The organism is Streptomyces sp. NPDC012935, assembly GCF_042900345.1.
Lineage (GTDB): Bacteria > Actinomycetota > Actinomycetes > Streptomycetales > Streptomycetaceae > Streptomyces.
Window position 1 is genome coordinate 1 of record NZ_JBIBBC010000019.1, and the last position, 24,506, is coordinate 24,506.

Consider the following 24,506-nt stretch of genomic DNA (forward strand, 5'->3'; position numbering starts at 1 on the left):
TCGTTCGACATGATCTGCAGACCCGGCCGGGCGAGCTCGGCGCGCATGAACAGCGCCATCACGCCACCGATCACGAAGAACGCGAACGACGTGACGAGGTACAGCGTTCCGATCGTCTTGTGGTCGGTGGTGGTGAGCCACTTGACCACGACGTTGCCGGGTTGCCTGCGCCGGACCGGCAGCTCGTTCTCGTACGAGTCCTCAGCTGCCGCGGCACCCTGGGGTTCGTTGAGGATGCTCACAGGTTGTTCGTCTCCCGGTTCTTCTCGTGGCTCGTCTGCGCGATGCCGGCGGGAACGTAACCGGTCTGCCCCTTCTTGGCGAGGTCCTTGAGGTGCTGCTCGTAGCGCTCGGGGGAGACGACCTTCACGTTGAACAGCATCCGGGAGTGGTCGACGCCGCACAGCTCGGCGCACTTGCCCAGGAAGGTGCCCTCCTTGTTGGGGGTCACCTCGAAGGCGTTGGTGTGGCCCGGGATGACGTCCTGCTTCATCAGGAACGGCACCACCCAGAAGGAGTGGATGACGTCACGCGAGGTGAGGACGAAGCGGACCGTCTTGCCCTTGGGCAGCCACAGGGTGGGGCCGGGGTTGCCCGTCTGGGGGTTCCGGCTGCCGGGAGTGCCGGCGTCGTAGACACCGCCCGCGTTCGCCGGGAAGTCCTCCTTGAACCGGTCCGGAATGGCGGCCAGGTTCTTGTCGGTCTTCGCGTTGCCGGTGGAACCGTCGACGGGCTGGACGTAGTTGAAGGCCCAGCTCCACTGATAGCCCACGACGTTGACGGTGAGGTCGGGCTTGTCCTTGAGGCTGAGCAGCTTCGTCTCGTCGCGCGCCGTGAAGTAGAAGAGCACCGAGACGATGATGAGCGGGACCACGGTGTACAGCGCCTCGATCGGCATGTTGTACCGGGTCTGCGGAGGAACTTCGACCTTGGTGCGGCTGCGCCGGTGGAAGACGGTGCTCCACAGGATCAGGCCCCAGACCAGCACGCCTGTGGCGAGCGCGGCCGCCCACGACCCCTGCCACAGGGAGAGGATCCGCGGAGCCTCTTCCGTGGTCGGGGTGGGCATACCAAGACGGGGGAAGTCCTCCCAGTTGTACGAGCAACCGGTGGCTGTAGCCAGGACCAGGCCCGCAGTCATTGCCTGCAGCAGCTTCCGCCGCATCGGGCGCCGCGGCGAGCGGTCGGAGCCGTTGGGACTCACGTAGCGCCTTCCCGAGAGTCTCGCCCGCGCGGATCGGCTGCGGCCTTCTCGCTGGTCGGTCGCCGCCCTGCGTCGGGCAGGGGTTTGGATGTTTATGCGGACCAAACCCTAGCCGACGCCCTCCGGGGGTTCGCGGGGAGGGGGGCCTACTGGGGTGGGGGGTTCGCTTGATTGGCGGCTGCGGGTTGTTTGTGGCTGATCGCGCAGTTCCCCGCGCCCCTGAGGTCCGCTGTCCTCCTGGACGTTCTAGCGTTGCTGTGTGGCTTACTTCGACGCTGCTTCCAGTGCTCCTCTTCATCCTGTTGCCCGGCAGGCCCTCCAGGCCTCCCTTGATGAGGGGTGGGCCGATCCTGCCCGTCTTTACCGGGAAGGGCGGCGGGCCCGGATGCTGTTGGACGCGGCTCGGGAAGCGGCCGCTGAGGCCGTGGGGTGCCGGGCCGACGAGTTGGTGTTCACCTCATCGGGGACGAAAGCCGTCCACTCGGGTGTCGCCGGGGTGTTGGCGGGGCGGCGGCGCGTCGGACGCCACCTGATCGTGTCCGCGGTCGAACACTCCTCTGTGCTCCATGCGGCTGACGCGCACGAGCGCGACGGGGGGACGGTCACTCGGGTGGCGGTGGATCGTGCGGGGACGGTGGGCGTACGGGCGTACGCAGATGCCCTTCGGGCGGACACCGCGCTGGCGTGTCTGCAGTCGGCCAACCACGAGGTGGGGACCGAGCAGCCGGTGGCCGAGGTCGCCGCCCTGTGCCAGGAGGCCGGGGTGCCGTTGCTGGTGGACGCGGCGCAGTCGCTGGGGTGGGGGCGCGTCGAGGGCGCCTGGTCGGTGTTGACCGGGAGTGCCCACAAGTGGGGCGGTCCGTCGGGGGTCGGGCTGCTCGTCGTGCGCAAGGGCGTACGGTTCGCCGCGCAGGGGCCCGCGGACGAGCGGGAGTCGGGGCGGGCCCCCGGGTTCGAGAACATCCCGGCGATCGTCGCCGCGGCGGCCTCGCTGCGTGCCGTGCAGGCGGAAGCGGCCCAAGAGGCGGTACGGCTGCGGGAGCTGACAGAGCAGATCCGGGCACGGGTGCCGCAGCTGGTGCCGGACGTGGAGGTGGTCGGCGATCCGGGACGGCGGCTGCCCGGCATCGTCACCTTCTCCTGTCTCTATGTGGACGGGGAGACTCTGCTGCACGAACTGGACCGTGCCGGGTTCTCGGTCTCCTCGGGTTCGTCCTGCACGAGCAGCACGCTGACGCCCAGCCATGTGCTGAAGGCGATGGGCGTGCTGAGCGAGGGGAACGTGCGGGTCTCCCTGCCGTTCGGGACTCAGCAGGAGGACGTCGAGCGGTTCCTGGAGGTGCTGCCGGCCGCCGTGGCGGGGGTCCGGGAGAAGCTGGGGGCGCCGGTGCCCAACACGGTCGTGCGGGAGGACGTCCTGGTCGTGGACGCCCTCGGCAAGCTCTGCCCGCTCCCGGTCATCGAGCTGGCCAAGGTCATCGGCGAGGTACCGGTCGGCGGCACCGTCCGCGTCCTCGCCGACGACGAGGCGGCCCGCCTGGACATCCCGGCGTGGTGCGAGATGCGGGGGCAGGAGTACGTGGGCGAGGAGCCGGCGGAGCGAGGAACCGCGTACCTCGTCCGCCGGGTGGCCTGAACGCCCTGGTGGCGAACTGTCGCGGGATCAGCCCAGGTGCGTGCGGACCTCTTCACCCGCGTCATGCCCGTACGCCTTGGTGAAGCGGTCCATGAAGTGCGCCCGCCGCAGCTGGTACTCCTGCGTGCCCACCGTTTCGATGACCAGGGTCGCGACCATGCAGCCGACCTGCGCTGCGCGCTCCAGGGACACCCCCCACGCCAGTCCCGACAGGAACCCGGCGCGGAAGGCGTCGCCGACGCCCGTGGGGTCGGCCTTGCGCTCCTCCTCGGGGCAGCCGACCTCGATCGGGTCCTCGCCGTCCCGCTCGATGCGCACGCCCCGCGCGCCGAGGGTGGTGACGCGGTGGCCGACCTTGGAGAGGATCTCGGCGTCGCTCCAGCCGGTCTTGGACTCGATGAGGCCCTTCTCGTACTCGTTCGAGAAGAGGTACGTCGCACCGTCCAGCAGTATGCGGATCTCGTCGCCGTTCATGCGGGCGATCTGCTGGGAGAAGTCGGCCGCGAAGGGGATCTCGCGGGAGCGGCACTCCTCCGTGTGGCGGAGCATGGCCTCGGGGTCGTCGGCGCCGATGAGGACCAGGTCGAGGCCGCCCACGCGGTCCGCGACGGTCTTCAGCTCGATCTGGCGGGCCTCGCTCATCGCACCGGTGTAGAAGGAGCCGATCTGGTTGTGGTCGGCGTCGGTGGTGCAGACGAAGCGGGCGGTGTGCAGGGTCTCTGAGATGCGGACCGACCCGGTGTCGACGCCGTGCCGGTCGAGCCAGGCCCGGTACTCGTCGAAGTCGGAGCCCGCGGCGCCGACGAGGATCGGCTTCGTGCCCAGCTGACCCATGCCGAAGGCGATGTTCGCGCCTACGCCGCCCCGGCGTACGTCCAGGTTGTCGACCAGGAAGGACAGCGAGACCGTGTGCAACTGGTCCGCGACGAACTGGTCGGTGAAGCGGCCGGGGAAGGTCATGAGGTGGTCGGTGGCGATGGAGCCGGTGACTGCGATGCGCACGGCGTGGAGTCTCCTGCGAAGAGGATGGGTTGACAGTTCACGCTACCGTTCGTGACCTGGACTCTGAAGCAGTCAAAACTACCCGATAGTAGATCTTTCTTCGCGGGTGTCCTCGTGCCTACGGTGCCGCTATGACGAAATTCGAGGTCCGCGCCACCGCTCAGGCCGACCTGGAGGCCGGCCTGGCATCGCTGCTCGGTGACTGCGCGCGGATGGCTCCCCACTGGGCCGCTCCCGACCGCGTCCTGTCCCGTCCGGTCTCCCCGTCTCTCATCCACGGGGTGACCGTGCCGCCGAGGTCGGCGCGGCTGGTGGACGCGATGTCGGACTACGGCGACTGATCGAAACGACGCCATCCGTCCGGATTACGCCGGCCCATCGAACTCCGGCGGCTCGATCGGCGCCCTTCAGGGAACCGTGCGCTCCCCCGCTGCGTCCCATCGCTGTCCCCCGTAAAGGGGATGCGGGATACGACCCGGCAGACCGTCCCTTTTGACAGGGTCGGGTCAGGGTCATGGGACATGTGCGCAGCCGAAGGAGCGATGCGGTGAACACCGAGCGACCCGAGAACGACGACACGGGCGCCGACGGCTCCGCCGAGGAGCAGGGCACCCGGCAGGAGCAGGGCGCCGCGGGTACCGAGGCTTCCGGCGCCGTGGCGGGCGGCACCGCCGTTCCCGAGGCCGGGAGCGAGGGCGATGCCGGGGGCCGCGGGACCGAGGGCTTCGCCGCGGACGGCGGGAGCGGGCGCGACACCGGGGCCGGCGAAACCGGACGCGGTGCCGAGGCGGACGAAACCGGGCGCGGTGCCGAGGCGGACGAAACCGGGCGCGGTGCCGGGGTCGGCGAAACCGATGGCGGGCGCGACGGTGCGGAGGCCGAGATGGGCGCCGCCGGCGAGGAGCGGGCCAAGGACGCGGAGGCTGCGTCGTCCGCTGCCGCGGTTGCGGCGGAGCCGGCCACCTCTGCCGGAGCGCATCCCGCTGCCGCCACCGCCGCCGCCGACGCCGACGAGGACGGAGCCGGCCGTTCGAGTCGGCACCGCTCCCCCGCGATCGTCGCCTCCGTCGCCGCCGCAGTGCTGCTCGTCGGGGGCGGCGGGGCCTATCTCGCCGCGAACGCGTCCGGGGGTTCGGACGGCGGCGGTACCACGTCCGGGGCGGCCGACGAGGACACTCCCCCGCCGCTCCACCTCGACGGCTACACCGAGAGCGGCGGCACGACCGGCATCGCGCCCGGCGAGCCCAACCCGTACGGCGTCACCTACAAGGCCGACGGGGACCTGGCGGACGGCCCCGGCTCGGCGCCCGTGTACCGGGCCGGCGGCGAGGTCGGCGCCGACGAGGTGGCCCGGCTGGCCGAGGCGCTCGGGATCGACGGCAAGCCGGTCGCGCAGGGGCAGACCTGGCGGGTCGGAGCGAAGGACGGGGCGGGGCCCAGCCTGCAGGTGAACAAGCAGGCGCCGGGAACCTGGACCTTCTACCAGTACGCCCCCGGCACCGATGACTGCCGGTCCACCACCACCTGCTCGAAGGACTCGGCCGACCCCGGGGGCGAGCCTGTGAGCGAGGCCGCCGCGAAGAAGGCGGCCGCGCCGGTGCTCAAGGCGGTGGGTCAGGATGACGCGAAACTCGACGCGAGCCAGCTCATGGGCGCCCGGCGGGTCGTGAACGCCAGCCCCGTGGTCGGTGGTCTGCCGACGTACGGCTGGACGACCGGGGTGACCGTGAACGCACAGGGCGAAGTGGTCGGCGGCAGCGGTCAGTTGGCGGCGCCGGTGAAGGGGGACACGTACCCCGTGCTGGACGCCGAGAAGACGCTCGGGCTGATGAACGCGGCGCCGGGGACCGACGGACGCATGGGCATCGGCGGCTGCGCCAGCCCCGTACCGCTGAAGGACCGTCTAGAGGCGCCCTGCGGCTCCTCCGGTTCGCAGGCTTCGACGGGTACGGGTACCGGCACGGGCACGGGCACGCCGGCCAAGGACACCCTGACGGTCGAGAAGGCCGTGTTCGGGCTCGCCGCGCACTACGTCGACGCGCGGCAGGCGCTGGTGCCGTCCTGGCTGTTCGAGGTGCGGGCGCCGGGCGCGCAGGACAGCTTCACGGTGACGCATCCGGCGGTCGACCCGAAGTACCTGGTGTCGACCACGCCGTCCCAGGAGCCGCCCGCTCAGCCGAGCCCGCGGCCGTCCGGCCCCAAGGACGAGTCGACGTCGGCACCGGTCACGCGGAACGTGGGTGTGGACGGCTACACCGTCGACGGCAGGGAGCTGACCGTGGCCTTCACGGGCGGTGTGTGCGCCGACTACAAGGTGACGGCGAGCGAGAGCGGCGACGAGGTGACGGTCCGGGTGACCGAGACGTCGCAGCCGGACAAGGTCTGCATCCTGATCGCCAAGGTGTTCCACAAGACCGTGCAGCTGGATGAGCCGCTCGGGGACCGCAAGGTCGTGGGCACGGACGGGCAGGACGTTCCGCTGGAGAAGCCGGGGACGGTCCGGCCGGAGACGTCCGGGGCGCGGTAGAGGGCCCACGGACACGGGAAGGCGGCGGCCCCGTCGGAGGGGGTCGCCGCCTTCTCGCGTTTTCGACCGGGTCAGCCGGTCCGGCTCGATCAGCCGGTCTGACTGGATCAGCCGGTTCAGCCGGTTTCGGCCGGTTCAGCTGAAGGAGTCGCCGCAGGCGCAGGAGCCGGTCGCGTTCGGGTTGTCGATCGTGAAGCCCTGCTTCTCGATGGTGTCCACGAAGTCGATGGACGCGCCGCCCAGGTACGGGGCGCTCATGCGGTCGGTGACGACCTTCACGCCGCCGAAGTCCTTGACGACGTCACCGTCGAGGGAGCGCTCGTCGAAGAAGAGCTGGTAGCGCAGGCCGGAGCAGCCACCCGGCTGAACGGCGACACGCAGAGCCAGGTCGTCACGGCCTTCCTGGTCGAGCAGGGCCTTGACCTTCGCCGCGGCGGCGTCGGACAGGATGATGCCGTCGGTGACGGTGCTGGTCTCGTCCGATACGGACATCTACATCTCTCCCGGGTTGTACGGAGACTGCTTGCCGACGGTTGCAACCGACGGGGCCGCGGATTCATTCCGGGCCGGGCGTTTGTCTTTCGGTCCTTCTTCATGCTCGCACACGGTGCCCGGAGCGGAAAACGACCGATTCGGGAATACGCGGGCCCGTCACCGGGATTCACGTCACATCGACATGATGGCCATCGTCAAACTGACGTGAACCGGTTATGATAGATAACGTCAATTCGACGAGAAGTCGAAGAAGGTGTCCCGCTTGACCCGCCGGCTCCGGACTTTCCCGGTGCCGGCGAGCCGCAGAACAGAAAGGGTGCGTGTCGTGACCACCGCCCAGACCCAGGAGCTCGACGTACAGCCGACGCCCCTCGCCCTGCTGCTCCTCGGCCGTGAGGCCGACCCGAGGAGCGAGCGTGGCGTCGAGTGTCCCGGCGACCTTCCCTCGCCGTCCGATCCGGACCTGGTCGAGCGCGCCCGCGCGGCCAAGGAGAAGCTCGGGAACAAGGTCTTCGTGCTCGGCCACCACTACCAGCGCGACGAGGTCATCCAGTTCGCCGACGTGACCGGTGACTCGTTCAAGCTGGCCAAGGACGCGGCCGCCCGCCCGGAGGCCGAGTACATCGTGTTCTGCGGCGTGCACTTCATGGCCGAGTCGGCGGACATCCTGACGTCCGACGACCAGAAGGTCGTCCTGCCCGACCTCGCCGCCGGCTGCTCGATGGCCGACATGGCGACGGCCGAGCAGGTCGCCGAGTGCTGGGACGTGCTGACCGAGGCCGGGATAGCCGAGCAGGTCGTGCCCGTGTCGTACATGAACTCGTCGGCGGACATCAAGGCGTTCACCGGCAAGCACGGCGGCACGATCTGCACCTCGTCCAACGCCAAGCGGGCGCTGGACTGGGCGTTCGAGCAGGGCGAGAAGGTGCTCTTCCTGCCCGACCAGCACCTCGGTCGCAACACCGCCGTCCGGGACATGGGCATGTCCCTGGAGGACTGCGTCGTCTACAACCCGCACAAGCCGAACGGCGGGCTGACGGCGGACGAGCTGCGTGCCGCGAAGATGATCCTGTGGCGCGGCCACTGCTCGGTGCACGGCCGCTTCAGCCTCGACTCGGTGAACGACGTGCGCGAGCGCATCCCGGGTGTCAACGTCCTCGTCCACCCGGAGTGCAAGCACGAGGTCGTCGCCGCCGCGGACTACGTCGGCTCGACGGAGTACATCATCAAGGCCCTGGAGGCCGCCCCGGCCGGTTCGAAGTGGGCCATCGGCACGGAGCTGAACCTGGTCCGCCGGCTGGCGAACCGTTTCGCGCCGGAGGGCAAGGAGATCGTCTTCCTCGACAAGACGGTCTGCTTCTGCTCGACCATGAACCGCATCGACCTGCCCCACCTGGTCTGGACCCTGGAGTCGCTGGCCGAGGGCAACCTCGTCAACCGGATCGAGGTCGACAAGGAGACCGAGGCGTTCGCGAAGCTGGCGCTCGAGCGGATGCTGGCGCTGCCGTAGGCCGTGCCGTGGCCCCGGTGCTCACCCCGACACGGGCTTCCGTTCGGGGTGGGCGGGGTCGAGAGTGAAGATGCCGCCGTCCGGGGTGGCGACGACCAGGGCGCCCTCATGGAGCATCACCCGTGCCCGCCCCCAGCCCTGGTTCGTCACCCGCTCGGCACGCGGCAGGGTCTCCCACAGCGGCGTGCCCTTCCTCGTGTCGAGGGCGGCGACCCGACCGCTGGCGCTGGCCAGGTAGACGACGTGGGCGCGGGGGTCGTAGGTCAGACTGCTCGGCCGCTCCAGGCTCGTCCGGGTCTGCCACAGTTGCTTGCCCGTCCGGACCGACACGGCGGTGACCTGACCGGAGGACGTGGCGAACCACAGCGTGCCGTCCGCCAGCGTCGCGTTGCCCTCGAACTCCGCGGCCAGTTCCGTCGTACGGTCCTCACCGGTGTCCGGATCCACCAGCCGGATCCGGGAGAAGGGCCCCTCGGCGCCGTCGTACACGTTCCCCTCCTCGTCCTCAGCCGCGTCGAGGTAGAGCAGGCGGCCGTCGTACGTCCCGGCGAGGGTTCCGTGGTTGGGCATCGTAAGGCGGCGCGTCGAGCCGTCGGTCCGGTCCAGCGCCACGAGCAAGGCGTCCTTGGCGGGCGTCATACCGGGGACGCACCGGACGTAGAGGTCCTCGCCGGTGCCCACCCATTCGCAGTACTGCTCCGCCGGCACGGTTGCCGTCCAGCGCTCGGCGCCGGTACGCGCGGAACGTGCGGTCACCGAACCGTCGCTGTCGCCCGGGACGATCACGAGGTCGCCGGAGAGACGCGGGCGGATCCCTTCGCCGTTCACCGTGCGATGCCAGAGCCGCTTTCCGGTGCCAGGGTCGAGAGCGGCGACCGTCATCGCGATGTCGTCCCCGTCCTCGGGGTCGTACCGCTGCTCGACCAGCATCGCGCCGTCCACCACACCGAGGACGGAGAAGGCGTACGTCCCCTCCCCGGCGGCGGTCGGCAGCGTGCCGGCACGCCAGGCGATCCGTCCGGTGAGCGCGTCGATGCGCATGGGCTGGATCCCGTCGCCCGCGCAGTGGAAGGCGCCCTCGTACACCGTGCACTCCGGGACACTCTCCCAGCTGATGCCGGCGATGGCGTTCCCCTTCTTCACACCGCTCGCGGCGGTGGCGTCAACCGTTGTCTGCCAGGGCGTCCAGCCGGTCGGCATGGCGGCCCACCGGGAAGGCGCCGGCGCGGCGGTGCCGGCTCCCTTCCGGGCGTCGTCGTCCCCCGCTCCGGGCCCGATCAGGAGATATCCGGTCAGGCCGAGCGCGAGGGCACCTACCGTGCCGGCCGTGGCCCACAGCGGACGTGTACGGCTGCGGCGCCGGCCGGGACCCGCGGCGCCCGGGTCGGCGACCGCGGCGGGCCGGGTCCGGACCATGGCCATTTCCTCGGTGCGCAGTGTCACGGTGGGCTGGTCGTCCGCGCCCGTCTCCGGCAGCGCGGCCACGAACTCCCGCGCCAGTTCGTCCAGTTCGGGCCGGTCCGCGGGTTCCTTGGCGAGGCAGCGCTCCAGGATCGCGCTGAGGGTCTGCGGCACACCGTCCAGGACGGGGGCGTCGTGGACGACCCGGTAGGCCGTGAGGTAGGGGCTGTCCGCGTCGAAGGGGCTTCGGCCCGTGACCGAGAAGACGAGCAGGGAGCCGAGGGAGAAGACGTCGGAGGCCGGCCCCACCGAGCGGGCGTCGGTGAGTTGCTCAGGGGACATGAACGGCGGGGTACCGATCATCTGGCCGGTCTCGGTGAGGGTGTTGTGGTCCTCGGCCGCGCGTGAGATGCCGAAGTCGATGACGCGCGGGCCGTCGTCGGCGATCAGGACGTTGGCGGGTTTGAGGTCCCGGTGGACCACCCCCGCGCGGTGGATGTCCTTCAGCGCCTCCACCAGACCGAGCGTCAGCCGCCGCAACTCGGTGCCCTTCAGCGGTCCCTGGTCGCCGATCCGGGCGGCGAGGGAGAGCCCGGGCACGTACTGGGTGGCCATCCAGGGCCGTACCGCCTCCGGGTCGGCGTCCACCACCGGTGCGGTGAAAGCGCCGCTCACCTTGCGGACGGCCTCGATCTCCAGCCGGAAGCGGGCCCGGAAGACCGTGTCCTGCGCGTACTGCGCGTGCACCACCTTGACGGCGACCTCACGGCCCGAACGCGACCTGCCCCGGTAGACGACCCCCATGCCCCCGGACCCGAGCCGGTCGACCAGCTTGTACCCGCCGACCGATCTCGGATCGTCCTTGTGCAGCAGCACGCCCGGAACCCTCCCCCGTCAGGCAGTTCGAGGGCTCAGGATACGTAAGGGGGAGACGGCGGAGGGCGGGCGAGGGCCCATTGGAGCCTCAAAGCCGGGGTGGCCGAAACGCCGGGGGTGGCGGCGATTGGAGCGGCTCGCGGTCACGTGACTAGCATGATCGTTCGCATGTGCGATGAACGGGGAAGTTTTCGGGGGGTTGTGTTGAGCGCTGGCGTCATGGGGCTGCGGACGCGGCTGGCGGATCTGGCGGGGACAGGACAGGGCGATCTGCGTGCGGCCGTAGGGGAGTTCCGGCGCAGCGAGGTGCTGGTGCCCGTGGTGGATGACTCGCTGCTGTCGGTGGCGGCGGGCGGCGTCCGCTGGCTGTTTGCGTTCACGGATGACGCGGCGCTGACGCGCTTCGCGCAGGCGCGTGGTGAGGCGGTGCCCGAGCGGGTGCCGGTGTACGGGGCGCGTCTGTTGGACCAGGTGGTCCCGGAGGTGGCGAAGGCGGACGGACGGCCGGTCGGGATCGCGGTGGACGCGGGGAGTGCGGCGGGACTTGCACTTCTTTTCCCTGGCGAAGTCTTTGATCGCCTGGCCGACGCCCCTGTGCGCCGCTCCCGTGGCCGCGCCTTCCGCGTCCTCCGCGCGGCCTACCGGGGCAATCAGAAAGGGACTCGCAGCACTCGGCGAGGGGTAACAATGCGCATAAATGAAGAAATGTCCGAGCTTCTCACCAGGTTCCCTCTCTCCAACCTTAGAGATGAAGACATTCCGCCCATGTTCCTAGAGGTCACAAGGGAGGGATGGTCGTACACACCTAACGGGGCTCGCGTACTGACAGCGCTAATCCCGGAAGCCGTCTCGCCCTACTTCGACGTACTCCAGGAGGAGACGTCAATCAATGGCCGCGGAATGATTGACTACGATTTGCCTCCGACCGAGCCCGAACGAACCGCTCTCCTCCTCAGGAGATGCTTCTCCTATGCCTTCAGCGCCCTTCGCGAGGCCAGTACAACCTTCGGCGATCAGGACGTAAGAGCATACGTATCTCTCTCCTTGGGCGGAACCTATGACGACCTGATGACCGCGAATGTCACATTCTGCACCAGCAATCCGAATGTCGCGCCCTATGTGCGCAATCTTGAGCAAGTGCAGAATGAGGCAATTATCGAACTCTCACTGGGAGACAGAGATTTTTGGCTGCCCGGTTCTCAGGACTGTTGATAGGTAAAAAATGTCGTTCGGTTCCCCTCCCCCAGGCCCGGTCCCCTTCCCTCCACCCACCTGGGCCCCTCCCACAGAAGCGGAACAGGCACTGTTCGAGGCCAAGTCGCGCGAGGACTGGGCGGCGTACTTCGAAACACTCGCGCGGAATCGGCTGTACTTCGCGATAGACCGGGCCAAGGTAGATGCCAAGCGGCGTGACATCTGTCCCGTGTTCGACGTCGACCCGCGGGTGGCTGGTGGGAGGATCTGGGCGGTATACACCGAGGGCATGCTTCCGGCGCCCGAGCCGCATCGCGTGTTCGACTGGAATGTCCTCGCCTGGTTCGCTGAGGTCTGGCAACCCGCCGATCCGCCGATGATCGTCGTCAATCCCGGCAGTCCGTGCGAGGCGTTCCTGCCCTCCGCGCCGCCCCATTCCGCCACCTGGGCCCAGTACACCGAGCGGACAGGCGGCCCCTCGGACCAGCCGACGCTGCGGACCTTGCGGGTGGGCGGCCCACTTCACGGCCCGGTGGCCCACGGGCTGGCCTGCGGCGCCCATCTAATCGTCCACCAAGGCCTTCCCTGGAACGCCATGGCCCACCACGGCCAGGGGTACCCCGCCGAACGCCAAATGCTGCGCAGATCGTGGGGCATCACCAGCCACCAGGAGTGGCAGGCGCAGCAGCGCGCCCTGCTGGCCACCGACGGCGCCAACCCGGTCTGGGAGTTCGCCCTCGGCTTGCGCCGCGCCATCGCCCGTGACTTCGGCGGCTACGTCGAGACCGGCTACTGGCGCGAAGCCGCCGCCCGCGTCCTGCGCCGGCGGACGGAAGGCGAGACCGTGATCACCCCGGACGGCGTCACTGGGACCGCCTCCGTCCCCAAAGCTGAAACCGAGACGTATATCAAGGGCGTCCAGCGTCTCATCGGCCGTATTGCCCGCTACGAGGCCCGCATGCGCGCGGACGGCATCCTCGGCGACGGCCAGTACGTCACCTCCGCCGACGCCTGGGACCTCGGCCGGGCCTCCTGCATAGCGCGCTGGGGCCTGAGCACTCGCTACTGCACCCTGCCGGAGGCCGAGGCAGCCGTCGTCGAAGCCGGGTACAGCGCGGCGCGTTGCTACGACTCCTGGCAGGACTTCTCCGTCGGCTTCATCCTCGGCCGCTGCCTCCAATTCGACAACGAGAAGTTCAGCAGCTGGTACGAGGACATGGTCTCCGTCCACCGGCTCCTGATGTCCGACCCCGGCAGCCCCTGGCTCAACATCCCGTTTCGGTGAGCCTGCCAGCTACCCTGCCACTCACTCCTCCCCCATCGGCGCGCCCCTGCTCACGGCAATCCGCAGCGCGTCCCCGAGCGCCTCAGCCGGCCGCACCCCCGCGAAGCGCAACTCCCGCTTCCCCACGTCCGGTTCGTCGAGCAGCGTCTTCGCCGCGTCCAGAACGTGTGGCAGAACCGAGCAGCTCCGCCTCCACCTCGTCCGCCATGCGGGACAGTCGGCTGTCCGGGCTCTCCGCACTCAGGTAGCACGGGCGCACGTCCGCCGCGGTCCAGGGCAACAGCCGCAAGGCGGCGTCCGTTCCGTCACGCCTGATCATGTCTCGCTCCCTCCGGGCCTGTTCTTCTGGCAGGCCTCGACTTCGATGGTTACCGTGGGTAATTGCATCGTCACCATAAGGCACATGGCCTCAACAGCAGCGCCTCGCCCGACGTTGAGGACGGGACGATCACGACGCAGAGGCGAGCCCGATGACGTTCGAGCCGCAGGCCCTGACCCGTATCTCTCTGCCCGCCACTACCTCGGCGCCGAGCAGCGCCGTCACCGCGAGGGTGCAGGCCTCTCGCTCGCGCAGCTCGCGGGCATCGTGAACTCCAGCAAGAGCACACTCGCGCGCATCGAGACGGCGGAGTTGATGTCGCCGCCGGACCTGCCGGCCCGGCTCGACGCCGCGTTCGGCACGGACGAGCACTTCCACGGGCTGTACGAGTTGGCCAAGCGGGAGGCACATCCGGAGCAGTACCAGAGGTTCATGGGCTTCGAGGCGCGGGCGGAGGTCATCGAGAACCACGAACCGCAGGTCATCCCAGGGCTGTTGCAGACCCAGGGGTTACGCCGGCGCGCAGCTATGCCTTCAGGAAGAACTCCCTCGGGAGAAGGTGGAGGAACTCGTCAACGCCCGCATGTCCCGACAGGATCGGCTCCGCTCGGCCGAGCCGCCCCTGTACTGGGCGATCATCGACGCCTGCTTCCTGGGCCGCCTTCGTCACGGCCCTCGAGAACTGAACCGGGTAACGACCCAGCCCGTCCCAGGTCTTCACCTGGGACGGGCTGTTGTTCTGAAGAAGGCCGAGGGTCAGACCCCCGCCGGCTCCGGCTCATCCGAAGCCGACGTCGGCTCAGAAGGCTCACCCGGGAGGCCCGCCTTCTTCGCCCGCTTCGCCGCCCGCTTCTTCGCCCGCCGCTCCTTCCGAAGCTCCACCATCGCGTACAGCGTCGGGACGAGGAGCAGGGTCAGGAGGGTCGACGTGATCAGGCCGCCGATCACGACCACCGCCAGGGGCTGGGCGATGAAGCCGCCTTCGCCGGTGACGCCCAGGGCCATGGGGAGGAGGGCGAAGATCGTTGCCAGGGCCGTCATGAGGATGGGGCGCAGGCGGTGGCGGCCGCCCTCGATCACGGCCTCTACGACGCCGTAGCCCTGACTCCGGTACTGGTTGATGAGGTCGATCAGCACGATCGCGTTCGTCACCACGATGCCGATCAGCATCAGCATGCCGATCATCGCGGGGACGCCCATCGGGGTGCCGGTGGCGATCAGGAGGCCGATCGCGCCCGTCGCCGCGAACGGGATGGAGACGAGCAGGATCAGGGGCTGGATGAGAGAGCGGAAGGTCGCGACCAGGAGCATGAAGACGATCGCGATCGCCGCCAGCATCGCCAGGCCCAGGTTGACGAACGCCTCGTCCTGGTCCTCGGAGACACCGCCGATCGAGGCCGTGGCGCCCGCCGGGAGGGTCAGCGAGTTGATCTTGGACTGGAGGTCCGCGCTCACCGCGCCCGTGTTGTCGCCGGTCGGCTTCGCGGAGATCGTGGCCGCGCGCTGGCCGTCGATGCGGGTCATCGAGACCGGGCCGTCCACCAGCTTCACGTCCGCGATGTCGCCGAGCTTCACCGGGCCGAGGCTCAGGTCCCGAAGCTCCTTCAGGGTCTGGGCAGGCTTCGCGAACTTGATGACGACGTCCCGCTCCGTGTCGTCGAGGGTCGCCTGGGCCGCCGTGTTGCCGCGGACCGCCTGGGCGACGGCCAGGCCGAGGGTCTGGTCGTTGAAGCCGGCCGCGGCCGCCTTGTCGTTGGCCTTCACCGAGATGCGCGGCACGCTCTGCGCCAGGTCGCTGGTCACGTCGGTGACGTCGTCCAGGCCGGCCACCGCCTCGCGGACCTGCTCGGACGCCTTGCGCAGCACCTCCCCGTCGGCCGCCTTCACGACGACGCTCAGGTCCTGGGCGCCGAAGCCGTCACCGGCCGCGATGGTGGTCGTACCGATGCCGTCCAGGTTCTTCAGGCCCGCCTCGACGCGGTCCTGTACGTCCTCGTACGACGCCGAGTCCTCCAGCATCACCTGGTAGGACGCCTGGTTGGTGTCGGTGCCGCCGCCGAAGGCCGCCATGAAGCCGGACGAGCCGATCGTGACCTGGTAGTCCTTCACGCCCTCGGTGTCGGCGAGCAGCTTCTCGACCTTCTTCGCCTGCTCGTCGGTCGCCGCCAGGCTGGTACCCGGCTTCAACTCCTGCTTGACGGTGAGGACTTCCTGCTCACCCTGGTCGAAGAAGTTCGTCTTCAGCAGCGGGGCCATGCCGAACGTGCCGATGAGGATGACGATCGCGAGCAGCACGCTGGTCATGCGGCGGCGGGTCGCGAAGCGCAGGACGGGGACGTAGAAGCGCTGGAGCCTGCTCTTCGCCTCCTTCTCCTCCGCGATCCGGCGGGCTTCGGCAGCGTCCTCGGGGGTGCCCTTCGGGGCCCGCAGGAACCAGTACGACAGGACCGGTACGACCGTCAGCGACACCAGCAGCGATGCCAGCAACGCGGCCGTCACGGTCAGGCTGAACGAGCCGAACAGCTCGCCCACCATGCCGCCGACCAGGCCGATCGGCAGGAACACGGCGACCGTGGTGAGGGTGGAGGAGGTGACCGCGCCGGCGACCTCGCGGACCGCCTTGAGGATGGCCTCCTGGCGCTCCTCGCCGTAGCCGAGGTGCCTCTTGATGTTCTCCAGGACCACGATCGAGTCGTCGACGACGCGGCCGATGGCGATGGTGAGCGCGCCGAGCGTCAGCATGTTCAGCGACAGGTCGCGCGTCCACAGGACGATCAGGGCCAGGACCACCGACAGGGGGATCGAGACCGCCGTCACCAGCGTCGAACGGATCGACGCCAGGAAGACCAGGATGACGAGGACCGCGAAGAGCAGGCCGAGCGCGCCCTCGGTGGTCAGGCCGTCGATGGACTTCGAGACCGCCGGGCCCTGGTCGCTGACCACGGTCAGCGTGGCGCCGGAGCCGAGGTCCTTGCGCATCTCCGCGAGCTTGTCCTGGACCGCGTTGGAGATCGCGACCGCGCTGCCGTCGCGGTCCATGGTGACGGCGATCGCGAGGGACGGCTTGCCGTCCGTGCGCGTGAGGGAGTCGGCCGGGGCCTGCTCCTGCTCGACGGTGGCGACGGAACCGAGGCGGACCGGCTTCTTACCTGAAGCATCCGCACCGCCGCCCGCGGCGCCCGCGCCGGTGACCCTCAGGTCCTCGATCTGCTGCAGCGAGGTGAACCCGCCGCCCACCTGGACGGTGCGGTTGTCGCCGCCCTCGTCGAAGGAGCCCGCCGGGACGGTGGCGCCGCCCGCCCTCAGGGCCTCGGAGAGGTCCGCCGAGGTCAGGCCCGCCTTCGCCAGCTTCGCGTCGTTGGGGGTCACGGTGACCTGAAGGTCCCGTACGCCGTCGACGGTGACCTGACCGACGCCGTCGATGTCCTTCAGGTCCGGCACGACGGTCCGGTCGAGCTGGTCGGCCAGGGCCTGCTGGTCACGGCTGGAGGTGACGGCGAGGACGACGGTCGGGATGTCGTCCGTGGAACCGGCGATGACCTGCGGGTCCACGTCGTCCGGCAGCTGGGTGCGGGCCCGGTTGACGGCCTGCTGGACGTCGGCCACCAGCTGCTGGTTGTCGGGGCCGTAGTCGAAGGACGCCATGATCACGGCGTTGCCCTCGCTGGCCGTGGAGGTGACGCCGGTGATGCCGTCGACGGCTTCGAGGCTGTCCTCGATCGGCTCGACGACCTGCTTCTCGACCACGTCCGGCGCGGCGCCCTGGTACGGCGCCAGCACGGACACCATGGGCAGTTCGATCGAGGGCAGCAGCTGCTGCTTGAGCTGGGGTATCGCGATGGCGCCGAAGACGATCGCGATGATCGACATCAGGCCTATCAGGGCACGCTGGGCAAGGCTGAACTTCGACAGCCAGGACATGGTTCAGGGTCTCTCTTCTGTGAGCGGCAGAAGCGGCAAGGAGCAGGCTTGGGTCAGGCAGGGATCAGGCTTGGATCAGGCAAGGAGCAGGCTTGGGTCAGGCAGGGATCAGCGGGGCGTCCACGGCACACGCGTGGGACACGCATATGCGGCACAGATGAGCGCCCGCCCCTACACCCTGAGCCATCGGGGAGACCCGTTTCGTAGGCCGCAGGTCCCGTTCCTTATCCGGCGCATACTCCGGGCGCAGTACACCCGGGTCGAGCTCACTCCACCCTTGGACGTACCAGCCCGGACTCGTACGCGATCACCACGAGCTGCGCCCGGTCGCGGGCGCCGAGCTTGGACATGGCCCGGTTGACGTGCGTCTTCACGGTCAGGGGGCTGACCGCCAGCCGCTCGGCGATCTCGTCGTTGGAGTGCCCACCGGCGACCTGGACCAGGACCTCGCGCTCCCGGACGGTGAGGGCGTCGAGCCGCTCGGCCCGGGCCGGGTCGCGGTCGTCGGCGCCGTCGCCCTGGGCGAGGAAACGGGCGATCAGGCCCTTGGTGGCGGCCGGCGAGAGCAGGGCCTCACCGCCGGCCGCGACGCGGATGGCGGCGAGGAGTTCGTCGGGTTCGGAGCCCTTGCCGAGGAAGCCGGAGGCGCCGGCGCGCAGCGACTGCACGACGTAGTCGTCGACCTCGAAGGTGGTCAGTATGACGACGCGGACATGGGCGAGGGCCGGGTCGGCGCTGATCATGCGGGTGGCGGCGAGGCCGTCGGTGCCGGGCATCCGGATGTCCATCAGGACGACGTCCGCCCGCTCCTCCTTGGCCAGCCGCACCGCCGCCGCCCCGTCGGACGCCTCGGCGACGACCTCCATGTCGGGCTCGGAGTCGACCAGCACCCGGAAGGCGCTGCGCAACAGGGCCTGGTCGTCGGCGAGCAGGACGCGGATCGTCATGCGGGGTCCTCTCCGGGCCCTTGTGCGGGGCGGTGGGGGCGTTCAGGTGTCATACGGCGGTCAGGCGTACGGCCCGTTGCGGGCGGGTGCGGCGTACGACAGCGAGGCGGACGGCGGGTGCGGCGCACGGCGAGAGGGGGACGGCGGGTGCGGCGTACGACAGCGAAGCGGACGGCGGAAGGGGCGTACGGCGAGAGGGGGACGGCGCGTCGTCAGAGGGCGTCCATCGCGTCATACGGCGTCCTCCGCGGCGCGCGTACGGCTCTTGACCGGCAGGATCGCATGGACGCGGAAGCCGCCTCCGTAGCGGGGGCCGGTGGTGAGGGTGCCGCGCAGGGCGGTGACGCGCTCGCGCATGCCGAGCAGGCCGTGGCCGCCGCCGTCGGCGGTGTCGTCCTCGCCGGCGCCGTCGTCGAGAACGGTGATCTCGACGTTCGGTCCCACCCGGACGACGCTGACCTCGGCCTTGGCGTCCGGGCCCGCGTGCTTCTGCACGTTGGTCAGCGCCTCCTGGATGACGCGGTAGGCGGCCAGGTCGACGGCGGCCGGGAGCGTGGTGCCCTGGTCGGCGCGGGCGACCTCCACCTGGAGGCCGGCGCTGCGGAAGGTGCCCACGAGTTCGTCGAGGCGCTCCAGACCGGGGGCGGGTTCGGTGGGGGCCTCGGGGTCGCCGGACTGCCGCAGCAGGCCGACGGTCGCGCGCAGTTCGTTGAGCGCGGAGCGGCTGGCCTCGCGTACGTGCGCGAGGGCTTCCTTGGCCTGGTCGGGCCGCTTGTCCATGACGTGGGCGGCGACGCCGGCCTGCACATTGACGAGGGCGATGTGGTGGGCGACGACGTCGTGCAGGTCCCGGGCGATGCGCAGGCGCTCCTCGGCGACGCGGCGGCGGGCCTCCTCCTCGCGGGTGCGCTCGGCGCGTTCGGCACGTTCGCGGATGGCGGTGACGGCGGCGCGGCGGCTGCGGACCGCGTCGCCTGCGGTGGCGCCGATGCCGGTCCAGGCGAAGATGGCGAGGTTCTCCTGCGCGTACCAGGGCAGGGGGCCGGCGAGCATCGCGGAACCGGTCAGGACGGTGACGGTGAGCAGGCCGACGCGCCAGGTGGTGGTGCGGTCGGTGGTCGAGGCGACGGTGTAGAGGGCGATCACCGCGGACATGGCGACCGGGGCGCGGGGGTCGCCGGTTACGGACTCGATCAGGGAGACGGTGCCGGTGACCGCGAGGACCGTGATGGGGGCGCGGCGGCGGAAGACCAGGGCCGCGGCGCCGAGGGCGATGAGCACCAGGCTGAGCGTGTCCGGGGTACGCAGACCCCAGGTCACGCCGTTCTTCCCGTGCGGGTCCACGAACGAGCCGGACACCATGCAGACCAGTACGCCGACCGCCAACGCCGCGTCCAGCGCCATGGGGTGCGCCTGGAGATGCCGCCGGGCGCGTTCCCCTGCGGGGCTTGGAACGGGGGCCAACTGGGGTTCCTCGTGTCGTGTGCCCGGTGTGGCAGGCCGCGTGGTCTGGAGGCTGCTGCCCCCAGACCGCCGCTTCGGCCCTGAACGGGCCTCTTCCTCAGACGCCGGACGGGCCGATCTGACTCAACCCGGGATCAAGCCGTCATCGCTCAGCAGTTCGCGAACCTCCTCCAGCGTCGCGTCCGGCGACGGGAGGATCAGCTCCGACGGTTCCAGGGAGTCGTCGGGCACAGGCTCGCCCAGTTCGCGGACCTTCTGGAGAAGGGCGTGGAGGGTCGCGCGGAAACCTGGGCCGTCGCCGTTCTCCATTTCCTCCAGGAGCACGTCGTCCAGCTTGTTCAGCTCGGTGAGGTGGCTGTCGGCCAGACTCACCTGCCCCTCCCCCATGATCCGTACGATCATGTCGCCCTCCTCGGCGATGGGCCCGCCCCGTCTGAGGGGGACTACTGCTTGTCGAAGCGCGGGGTGTCCTGCTGCTGCTGGGACTGGGGCTGGCCGGCGCCGCCCTCGATCGCCTGCTGCGACGAGGAACCGCCCGCCAGCTCCGCCTTCATGCGCTGCAGTTCCAGCTCTACATCCGTACCACCGGAGAGCCGGTCCAGCTCGGCCTGGATGTCGTCCTTGTGCATGCCGGACTGGTCGTCGAGGGCGCCGGAGGCGAGGAGTTCGTCGATGGCTCCGGCGCGGGCCTGGAGCTGGGCCGTCTTGTCCTCCGCACGCTGGATCGCCAGGCCGACGTCGCCCATCTCCTCGGAGATGCCGGAGAAGGCCTCGCCGATGCGGGTCTGGGCCTGGGCGGCGGTGTAGGTGGCCTTGATCGTCTCCTTCTTGGTGCGGAAGGCGTCGACCTTCGCCTGCAGGCGCTGGGCCGCGAGGGTGAGCTTCTCCTCCTCGCCCTGCAGCGTCGCGTGCTGCGTCTCCAGGTCCGTCACCTGCTGCTGGAGGGCGGCGCGGCGCGAGAGCGCCTCGCGGGCCAGGTCCTCACGGCCCAGCGCGAGCGCCTTGCGGCCCTGGTCCTCCAGCTTCGACGACTGCTGCTGGAGTTGATTGAGCTGGAGTTCCAGGCGCTTGCGCGAGGTGGCCACGTCGGCTACGCCGCGGCGGACCTTCTGGAGCAGCTCCAGCTGCTTCTGGTACGAGTAATCGAGGGTCTCGCGCGGGTCCTCGGCCCGGTCAAGGGCCTTGTTCGCCTTCGCGCGGAAGATCATCCCCATACGCTTCATGACACCGCTCATGGGCTTCGCGCGCCCCCTTCTGACGGACTCCACTCCAGCACCTGCGACAGAACCCACAGTACGGGCCCTGCATCCATTACCGCACTGTTCGGGGACGGATGCGCTCATCCCCAAGGACGACTGCTCACGCTCCTGCTCCGGCGTAAGGAGTAGGTGACTCCCGGGTGCCGACCCGGTGCCGCCCATGTGCCTGCCTCATGGCCGCCGGAGGAACCGTCTGCAACGTCCCCTCTGTCCCCCTACGACGACTGGTGTTGCCGGATCGTTCCCCAGGGGGCTGGGGTCCAACCCCTGGCACCCCGTACCCTTGGGTTTTGTGTTCCGTAGCCGTGCCAAGGAAGAGAAGGCCCAGTCCGCCGACAAGGCGCTGGTGACCGACTCCAATGAGACCCGTCACCCCGAGGCCCCGAAGGGCCGCCCCACGCCCAAGCGCAGCGACGCGCAGTCGCAGCGTCGGAGCGTGGCCAACACGTCGTTGACGCGCAAGGACGCCGCCAAGCGGCAGCGCGAGGAGCGCCGTGCCGCCCTGGCGAAGCAGCGTCAGGCGCTGGCCGGGGGCGACGAGCGGTATCTGCCGGCCCGTGACAAGGGTCCGGTCCGCAAGTTCGCGCGTGACTTCATCGACTCGCGCTTCAACATCGCGGAGTTCTTCCTGCCGATGGCCGTGGTCATCCTGGTGCTGAGCATGGTCCAGGTGCCGGCCCTGCAGAACATCGCGCTGCTGCTGTGGCTGATCGTGATCGTGCTGATCGTGCTCGACTCGGTCGTCACCGGCTTCCGCCTGAAGAAGCGGCTCGCCGAGCGCTTCCCCGACGACAACAAGCGCGGCGCCGTCGCCTACGCGCTGATGCGCTCCCTGCAGATGCGCCGGCTCCGGCTGCCGAAGCCTCAGGTCAAGCGCGGAGAGCGGCCCTGAGCGCAACCGCATTTTCCGGGGGTGCGGCAGATGCGTGGCTCGACAAGCTGGGCGGGCTGCGTGATGTCGTACGACAGGAGCTGGTGGGCCGCCAGCTCGACGAGCAGATAGCCGGGCGGTTCCCCGTCGGGCAGCGGCTGCGGGTGCTCGACGTGGGGATGGGCCAGGGCACGCAGGCGCTGCGTCTGGCCCGGGCCGGGCACCAGGTGACCGGCGTGGAGCAGGACCCGAAGATGATCGCCACGGCTCGTGAGGCGCTCGCCGGCGAGCCGGAGGGGATCCGGGAGCGGGTCCGCATCGTCCAGGGCGACGGGCGGGACACCGGCGTCCACTTTCTGCCGGGCAGCTTCGACGTCGTGCTCTGTCATGGCGTGCTGATGTACATCGAGGACCCCGACCCGCTGCTGGCCGGGCTGGCCCGGATGCTCGCTCCGGCCGGGCTGCTGTCGCTGCTCGTCCGCAACGGCGACGCCCTGGCCATGCGGCCCGGGCTGGGCGGGGACTGGCCCGGCGCGCTGACCGCCTTCGACACGACCGCCTACCGAAATCGGCTGGGACTCGACGTACGGGCCGACCGGCTCGCCGATCTGACGGCGACGCTCGCGGGCATCGGGGCACCGCTGCACGCCTGGTACGGGGTGCGGGTGTTCACCGACACGGCCGCCGACGGGGCAACGACCCCGCCGGACGTGGAGACCTTCCTGACCGTCGAGGAACGGGCCGGGAAGACGGACCCCTACCGGAGCGTCGCGGCCCTGCTGCACCTGTGCGGGGTGCGGGGCTGACCCCGCCACCGCCACGGACGTCACGCCCGCCGAGCCCCGACCGCTGAGCACGGGTGAGCGGACGGGGGGACGTCCCCGCATGCCCCGGGAACCCGCGCCATCGGGCCCGTGACAGATCATCCGACGCCTTCCCTCCCCCCGCCCGACAACGCCCACGACACCGAGCCGGCCCGGCCTCCCCCCGGAATCGCCCCGCCACCATCGCCTCGGACCCAGCACCCGCCGAGACCCGCCCGCAAAGCACCGATGAGCGGCGCCGCCGGACTCGACGGCCCCGGCCCGTCCCAGAGAGACCGCCCCATCCGGGCCCGCGACAGACCAGCCCGACACCTCCCCACCCCTCCCCGACAACGCCCACGACACCCACACGGACCGGCCTCCCCCCGGAATCGCCCCGCCACCATCGCCTCGGACCCCGCACCCGCCGGGACCCGCCGCAAAGCACCGATGAGCGGCGTGCCGCCGGACTCGACGGCCCCGGCCCGTCCCGGAGAGACCGCCCCATCCGGGCCCGTGACCGACCAGCCCGACGCCTCCCCTCCCCTCCCCCACAACGCCCGCGACACCCACACGGACCGGCCTCCCCCGGGCGTGCCGGCGCCGACCGAGTCGGTGTGCGTCAGGTTCCGCTCAGCTCGTTCGGGTGAGCAGCGCGGGCCGGGGGCGCGCCTTGCGGGGAGACTCGGGGCATGGATGCTCGCCGTTCCCGTGCCGTGCGGCTCGCTCATTCGGCTCTCGGGCTCTGTTGCTGTCTCGGGGTGTTCTCGGGTTGTTCCGGCTCGTCGTCCTCGGGCGGGCGGGAGGCGTCGACCACGCAGGCCGCGCAGGCCGCCGTTCCGAAGGCGCTCACGGCGACCGAGGATCTGCAGGACGGCTATCTGAAAGTGATCAGGGACGTCCTGCCGTCGGTCGTGCAGATCCAGGCCAGGAACGACCTCGGATCGGGCGTGGTCTACGACGGCCAGGGCCACATCGTCACCAACGCACACGTCGTCGGGGACGAGAAGACCTTCCGTGTGACGATCGCGAACCGCGAGGACGAGGTCACCGCGCAGCTCGTGTCCTCGTACCCGCAGCAGGACCTCGCCGTCATCAAGCTGGACGACATGCCGGACGGGCTGAAGGCGGCGACGCTCGGGGACTCCGCCGAGGTCGAGGTCGGGCAGATCGTGCTGGCGATGGGCTCGCCCCTCGGGCTGGCGTCCAGCGTGACGCAGGGCATCGTCTCGGCGACCGGACGCACCGTCACCGAGGGCAGCGACAACGGCGGTACGGGCGCGACGATCGCCAACATGGTGCAGACGTCGGCGGCCATCAACCCCGGCAACAGCGGCGGCGCCCTGGTGAACCTCGACGGCCGGGTCATCGGCATCCCGACCCTCGCCGCCACCGACCCCGGCCTCGGGGACAGCGCCGCGCCCGGCATCGGGTTCGCCATCCCGGCGTCGACGGTGCGGACGATCGCCGACCAGATCATCAAGGACGGCAGGGTCACCGACTCGGGCCGGGCGGCGCTCGGCATCACGGCCCGTACGGTCGTGAACGACGACTACCAGGCCGCCGGCGTGGCCGTCGTCAAGGTGCAGACGGGTGGGGCGGCCGACAAGGCCGGTCTGGCACCAGGGGACATCATCACCCGGCTGGGCGACACGGACATCACCACCATCACCTCGCTGTCCGAGGCGCTCGCCGCCGACAAGCCGGGCGAGCGGACGAAGGTGACGTACACCCGCAACGGCAGTAAGAAGACGGTGGATGTGACGCTGGGTGAGCAGTGACGGAGACGGGC

At 70.1% G+C, this 24,506-nt stretch carries 20 protein-coding genes and 2 pseudogenes; 10 read left to right on the forward strand and 12 right to left on the reverse strand.

Annotation, left to right across the window (positions count from 1 at the left end; genetic code table 11):
• Together ACFY5C_RS33765 and coxB are read right to left on the reverse strand one after the other, a co-directional pair.
• Positions 1-242, reverse strand: a pseudogene (locus tag ACFY5C_RS33765) (cytochrome ubiquinol oxidase subunit I); the annotation flags it as partial.
• A complete protein-coding gene (coxB, locus tag ACFY5C_RS33770; RefSeq protein WP_328428288.1) occupies positions 239-1,204 on the reverse strand; it encodes a cytochrome c oxidase subunit II in 966 nt (321 codons plus the stop codon). The pseudogene ACFY5C_RS33765 and the gene coxB, both read right to left, overlap by 4 nt.
• A gap of 259 nt (positions 1,205-1,463) precedes the next feature.
• Here coxB and ACFY5C_RS33775 point away from each other — a divergent pair, with 259 nt between their 5' ends.
• Positions 1,464-2,840 carry a cysteine desulfurase/sulfurtransferase TusA family protein gene (locus tag ACFY5C_RS33775; protein WP_389451689.1) on the forward strand — a complete coding sequence of 459 codons (1,377 nt, stop codon included), beginning with the start codon at positions 1,464-1,466 and terminating at the stop codon, positions 2,838-2,840.
• Positions 2,841-2,867: 27 nt separating this feature from the next.
• On the opposite strand, the gene ACFY5C_RS33780 is transcribed toward ACFY5C_RS33775, so the two are convergent.
• On the reverse strand, positions 2,868-3,842 hold the full coding sequence (locus tag ACFY5C_RS33780; RefSeq protein ID WP_369270532.1) for a carbohydrate kinase family protein: 975 nt from the start codon (positions 3,840-3,842) through the stop codon (positions 2,868-2,870).
• 131 nt (positions 3,843-3,973) lie between these two features.
• Here ACFY5C_RS33780 and ACFY5C_RS33785 point away from each other — a divergent pair, with 131 nt between their 5' ends.
• Together ACFY5C_RS33785 and ACFY5C_RS33790 are read left to right on the forward strand one after the other, a co-directional pair.
• The gene (locus tag ACFY5C_RS33785) at positions 3,974-4,183 is read left to right on the forward strand and encodes a hypothetical protein (RefSeq protein WP_383596411.1); all 210 of its coding nucleotides are present in this window, start codon (positions 3,974-3,976) and stop codon (positions 4,181-4,183) included.
• A 206-nt stretch (positions 4,184-4,389) separates the two neighbouring features.
• Positions 4,390-6,369, forward strand: a complete 1,980-nt coding sequence (locus tag ACFY5C_RS33790) for a hypothetical protein (RefSeq protein ID WP_389451692.1) — start codon at positions 4,390-4,392, stop codon at positions 6,367-6,369.
• Between the two features lie 135 nt (positions 6,370-6,504).
• Here the strand turns inward: ACFY5C_RS33790 and ACFY5C_RS33795 are convergent, their stop codons facing one another.
• A complete protein-coding gene (locus ACFY5C_RS33795) occupies positions 6,505-6,861 on the reverse strand; it encodes an iron-sulfur cluster assembly accessory protein (protein ID WP_030582488.1) in 357 nt (118 codons plus the stop codon).
• Positions 6,862-7,189: 328 nt separating this feature from the next.
• Between ACFY5C_RS33795 and nadA the strand changes: the two genes are divergently transcribed.
• The gene (nadA, locus tag ACFY5C_RS33800) at positions 7,190-8,374 is read left to right on the forward strand and encodes a quinolinate synthase NadA (protein WP_362378115.1); all 1,185 of its coding nucleotides are present in this window, start codon (positions 7,190-7,192) and stop codon (positions 8,372-8,374) included.
• Between the two features lie 21 nt (positions 8,375-8,395).
• On the opposite strand, the gene ACFY5C_RS33805 is transcribed toward nadA, so the two are convergent.
• Entirely contained in the window at positions 8,396-10,651 is a 2,256-nt protein-coding gene (locus tag ACFY5C_RS33805; RefSeq protein WP_389451695.1) for a protein kinase, read from the reverse strand.
• Between the two features lie 156 nt (positions 10,652-10,807).
• Between ACFY5C_RS33805 and ACFY5C_RS33810 the strand changes: the two genes are divergently transcribed.
• Together ACFY5C_RS33810 and ACFY5C_RS33815 are read left to right on the forward strand one after the other, a co-directional pair.
• On the forward strand, positions 10,808-11,863 hold the full coding sequence (locus ACFY5C_RS33810) for an SseB family protein (protein WP_389451698.1): 1,056 nt from the start codon (positions 10,808-10,810) through the stop codon (positions 11,861-11,863).
• Between the two features lie 271 nt (positions 11,864-12,134).
• A complete protein-coding gene (locus ACFY5C_RS33815; RefSeq protein ID WP_389451701.1) occupies positions 12,135-13,130 on the forward strand; it encodes a DUF1266 domain-containing protein in 996 nt (331 codons plus the stop codon).
• 448 nt (positions 13,131-13,578) lie between these two features.
• Here the strand turns inward: ACFY5C_RS33815 and ACFY5C_RS33820 are convergent, their stop codons facing one another.
• Positions 13,579-13,920, reverse strand: coding sequence for a hypothetical protein (locus ACFY5C_RS33820; protein ID WP_389451705.1), 342 nt, complete (start codon positions 13,918-13,920; stop codon positions 13,579-13,581).
• On the opposite strand from ACFY5C_RS33820, the pseudogene ACFY5C_RS33825 reads away from it, so the two are divergent.
• Positions 13,859-14,068, forward strand: a pseudogene (locus tag ACFY5C_RS33825) (hypothetical protein); the annotation flags it as partial. The gene ACFY5C_RS33820 and the pseudogene ACFY5C_RS33825 overlap by 62 nt on opposite strands.
• Before the next feature lie 137 nt (positions 14,069-14,205).
• Here the strand turns inward: ACFY5C_RS33825 and ACFY5C_RS33830 are convergent.
• From ACFY5C_RS33830 to ACFY5C_RS33855, 6 genes are all read right to left on the reverse strand, one after another.
• On the reverse strand, positions 14,206-17,370 hold the full coding sequence (locus ACFY5C_RS33830; protein WP_389451708.1) for an efflux RND transporter permease subunit: 3,165 nt from the start codon (positions 17,368-17,370) through the stop codon (positions 14,206-14,208).
• A gap of 266 nt (positions 17,371-17,636) precedes the next feature.
• Positions 17,637-18,317: a response regulator gene (locus tag ACFY5C_RS33835; protein WP_389451711.1), complete on the reverse strand. Its 681-nt coding sequence runs from the start codon at positions 18,315-18,317 to the stop codon at positions 17,637-17,639.
• Between the two features lie 49 nt (positions 18,318-18,366).
• Positions 18,367-18,552 (reverse strand): hypothetical protein, encoded by a 186-nt coding sequence (locus ACFY5C_RS33840; RefSeq protein ID WP_389451713.1) that lies wholly within the window; start codon positions 18,550-18,552, stop codon positions 18,367-18,369.
• The gene (locus ACFY5C_RS33845) at positions 18,549-19,721 is read right to left on the reverse strand and encodes a sensor histidine kinase (RefSeq protein ID WP_389451716.1); all 1,173 of its coding nucleotides are present in this window, start codon (positions 19,719-19,721) and stop codon (positions 18,549-18,551) included. Before ACFY5C_RS33845 ends, ACFY5C_RS33840 begins: the two co-directional genes overlap by 4 nt.
• 183 nt (positions 19,722-19,904) lie before the next feature.
• Positions 19,905-20,183 carry a hypothetical protein gene (locus ACFY5C_RS33850; protein ID WP_389451719.1) on the reverse strand — a complete coding sequence of 93 codons (279 nt, stop codon included), beginning with the start codon at positions 20,181-20,183 and terminating at the stop codon, positions 19,905-19,907.
• A 41-nt stretch (positions 20,184-20,224) separates the two neighbouring features.
• Positions 20,225-21,004: a PspA/IM30 family protein gene (locus tag ACFY5C_RS33855; RefSeq protein WP_389451721.1), complete on the reverse strand. Its 780-nt coding sequence runs from the start codon at positions 21,002-21,004 to the stop codon at positions 20,225-20,227.
• A gap of 196 nt (positions 21,005-21,200) precedes the next feature.
• Here ACFY5C_RS33855 and ACFY5C_RS33860 point away from each other — a divergent pair, with 196 nt between their 5' ends.
• The 3 genes from ACFY5C_RS33860 to ACFY5C_RS33870 all read left to right on the forward strand — a co-directional run bounded on the left by ACFY5C_RS33860 (position 21,201) and on the right by ACFY5C_RS33870 (position 24,495).
• Complete coding sequence (locus tag ACFY5C_RS33860; protein WP_389451724.1) at positions 21,201-21,932, forward strand: DUF3043 domain-containing protein; 732 nt, start codon at positions 21,201-21,203, stop codon at positions 21,930-21,932.
• Between the two features lie 83 nt (positions 21,933-22,015).
• On the forward strand, positions 22,016-22,717 hold the full coding sequence (locus ACFY5C_RS33865; protein ID WP_389451727.1) for a class I SAM-dependent methyltransferase: 702 nt from the start codon (positions 22,016-22,018) through the stop codon (positions 22,715-22,717).
• A gap of 689 nt (positions 22,718-23,406) precedes the next feature.
• Positions 23,407-24,495 carry a S1C family serine protease gene (locus ACFY5C_RS33870; RefSeq protein ID WP_389451730.1) on the forward strand — a complete coding sequence of 363 codons (1,089 nt, stop codon included), beginning with the start codon at positions 23,407-23,409 and terminating at the stop codon, positions 24,493-24,495.
• Positions 24,496-24,506: the final 11 nt, after the last annotated feature.

What these genes read in the sequence shown, in the direction of transcription:
- ACFY5C_RS33785 (WP_383596411.1), top strand. Translation starts at nt 3,974, where the DNA reads ATGACGAAATTCGAGGTCCGCGCCACCGCTCAGGCCGACCTGGAGGCC.
- ACFY5C_RS33795 (WP_030582488.1), bottom strand. Translation starts at nt 6,861, where the DNA reads ATGTCCGTATCGGACGAGACCAGCACCGTCACCGACGGCATCATCCTG.
- ACFY5C_RS33810 (WP_389451698.1), top strand. Translation starts at nt 10,808, where the DNA reads ATGATCGTTCGCATGTGCGATGAACGGGGAAGTTTTCGGGGGGTTGTG.
- ACFY5C_RS33815 (WP_389451701.1), top strand. Translation starts at nt 12,135, where the DNA reads ATGCTTCCGGCGCCCGAGCCGCATCGCGTGTTCGACTGGAATGTCCTC.
- ACFY5C_RS33830 (WP_389451708.1), bottom strand. Translation starts at nt 17,370, where the DNA reads ATGTCCTGGCTGTCGAAGTTCAGCCTTGCCCAGCGTGCCCTGATAGGC.
- ACFY5C_RS33835 (WP_389451711.1), bottom strand. Translation starts at nt 18,317, where the DNA reads ATGACGATCCGCGTCCTGCTCGCCGACGACCAGGCCCTGTTGCGCAGC.
- ACFY5C_RS33840 (WP_389451713.1), bottom strand. Translation starts at nt 18,552, where the DNA reads ATGACGCGATGGACGCCCTCTGACGACGCGCCGTCCCCCTCTCGCCGT.
- ACFY5C_RS33845 (WP_389451716.1), bottom strand. Translation starts at nt 19,721, where the DNA reads ATGGCGCTGGACGCGGCGTTGGCGGTCGGCGTACTGGTCTGCATGGTG.
- ACFY5C_RS33850 (WP_389451719.1), bottom strand. Translation starts at nt 20,183, where the DNA reads ATGATCGTACGGATCATGGGGGAGGGGCAGGTGAGTCTGGCCGACAGC.
- ACFY5C_RS33855 (WP_389451721.1), bottom strand. Translation starts at nt 21,004, where the DNA reads ATGAAGCGTATGGGGATGATCTTCCGCGCGAAGGCGAACAAGGCCCTT.
- ACFY5C_RS33860 (WP_389451724.1), top strand. Translation starts at nt 21,201, where the DNA reads ATGTGCCTGCCTCATGGCCGCCGGAGGAACCGTCTGCAACGTCCCCTC.
- ACFY5C_RS33870 (WP_389451730.1), top strand. Translation starts at nt 23,407, where the DNA reads ATGGATGCTCGCCGTTCCCGTGCCGTGCGGCTCGCTCATTCGGCTCTC.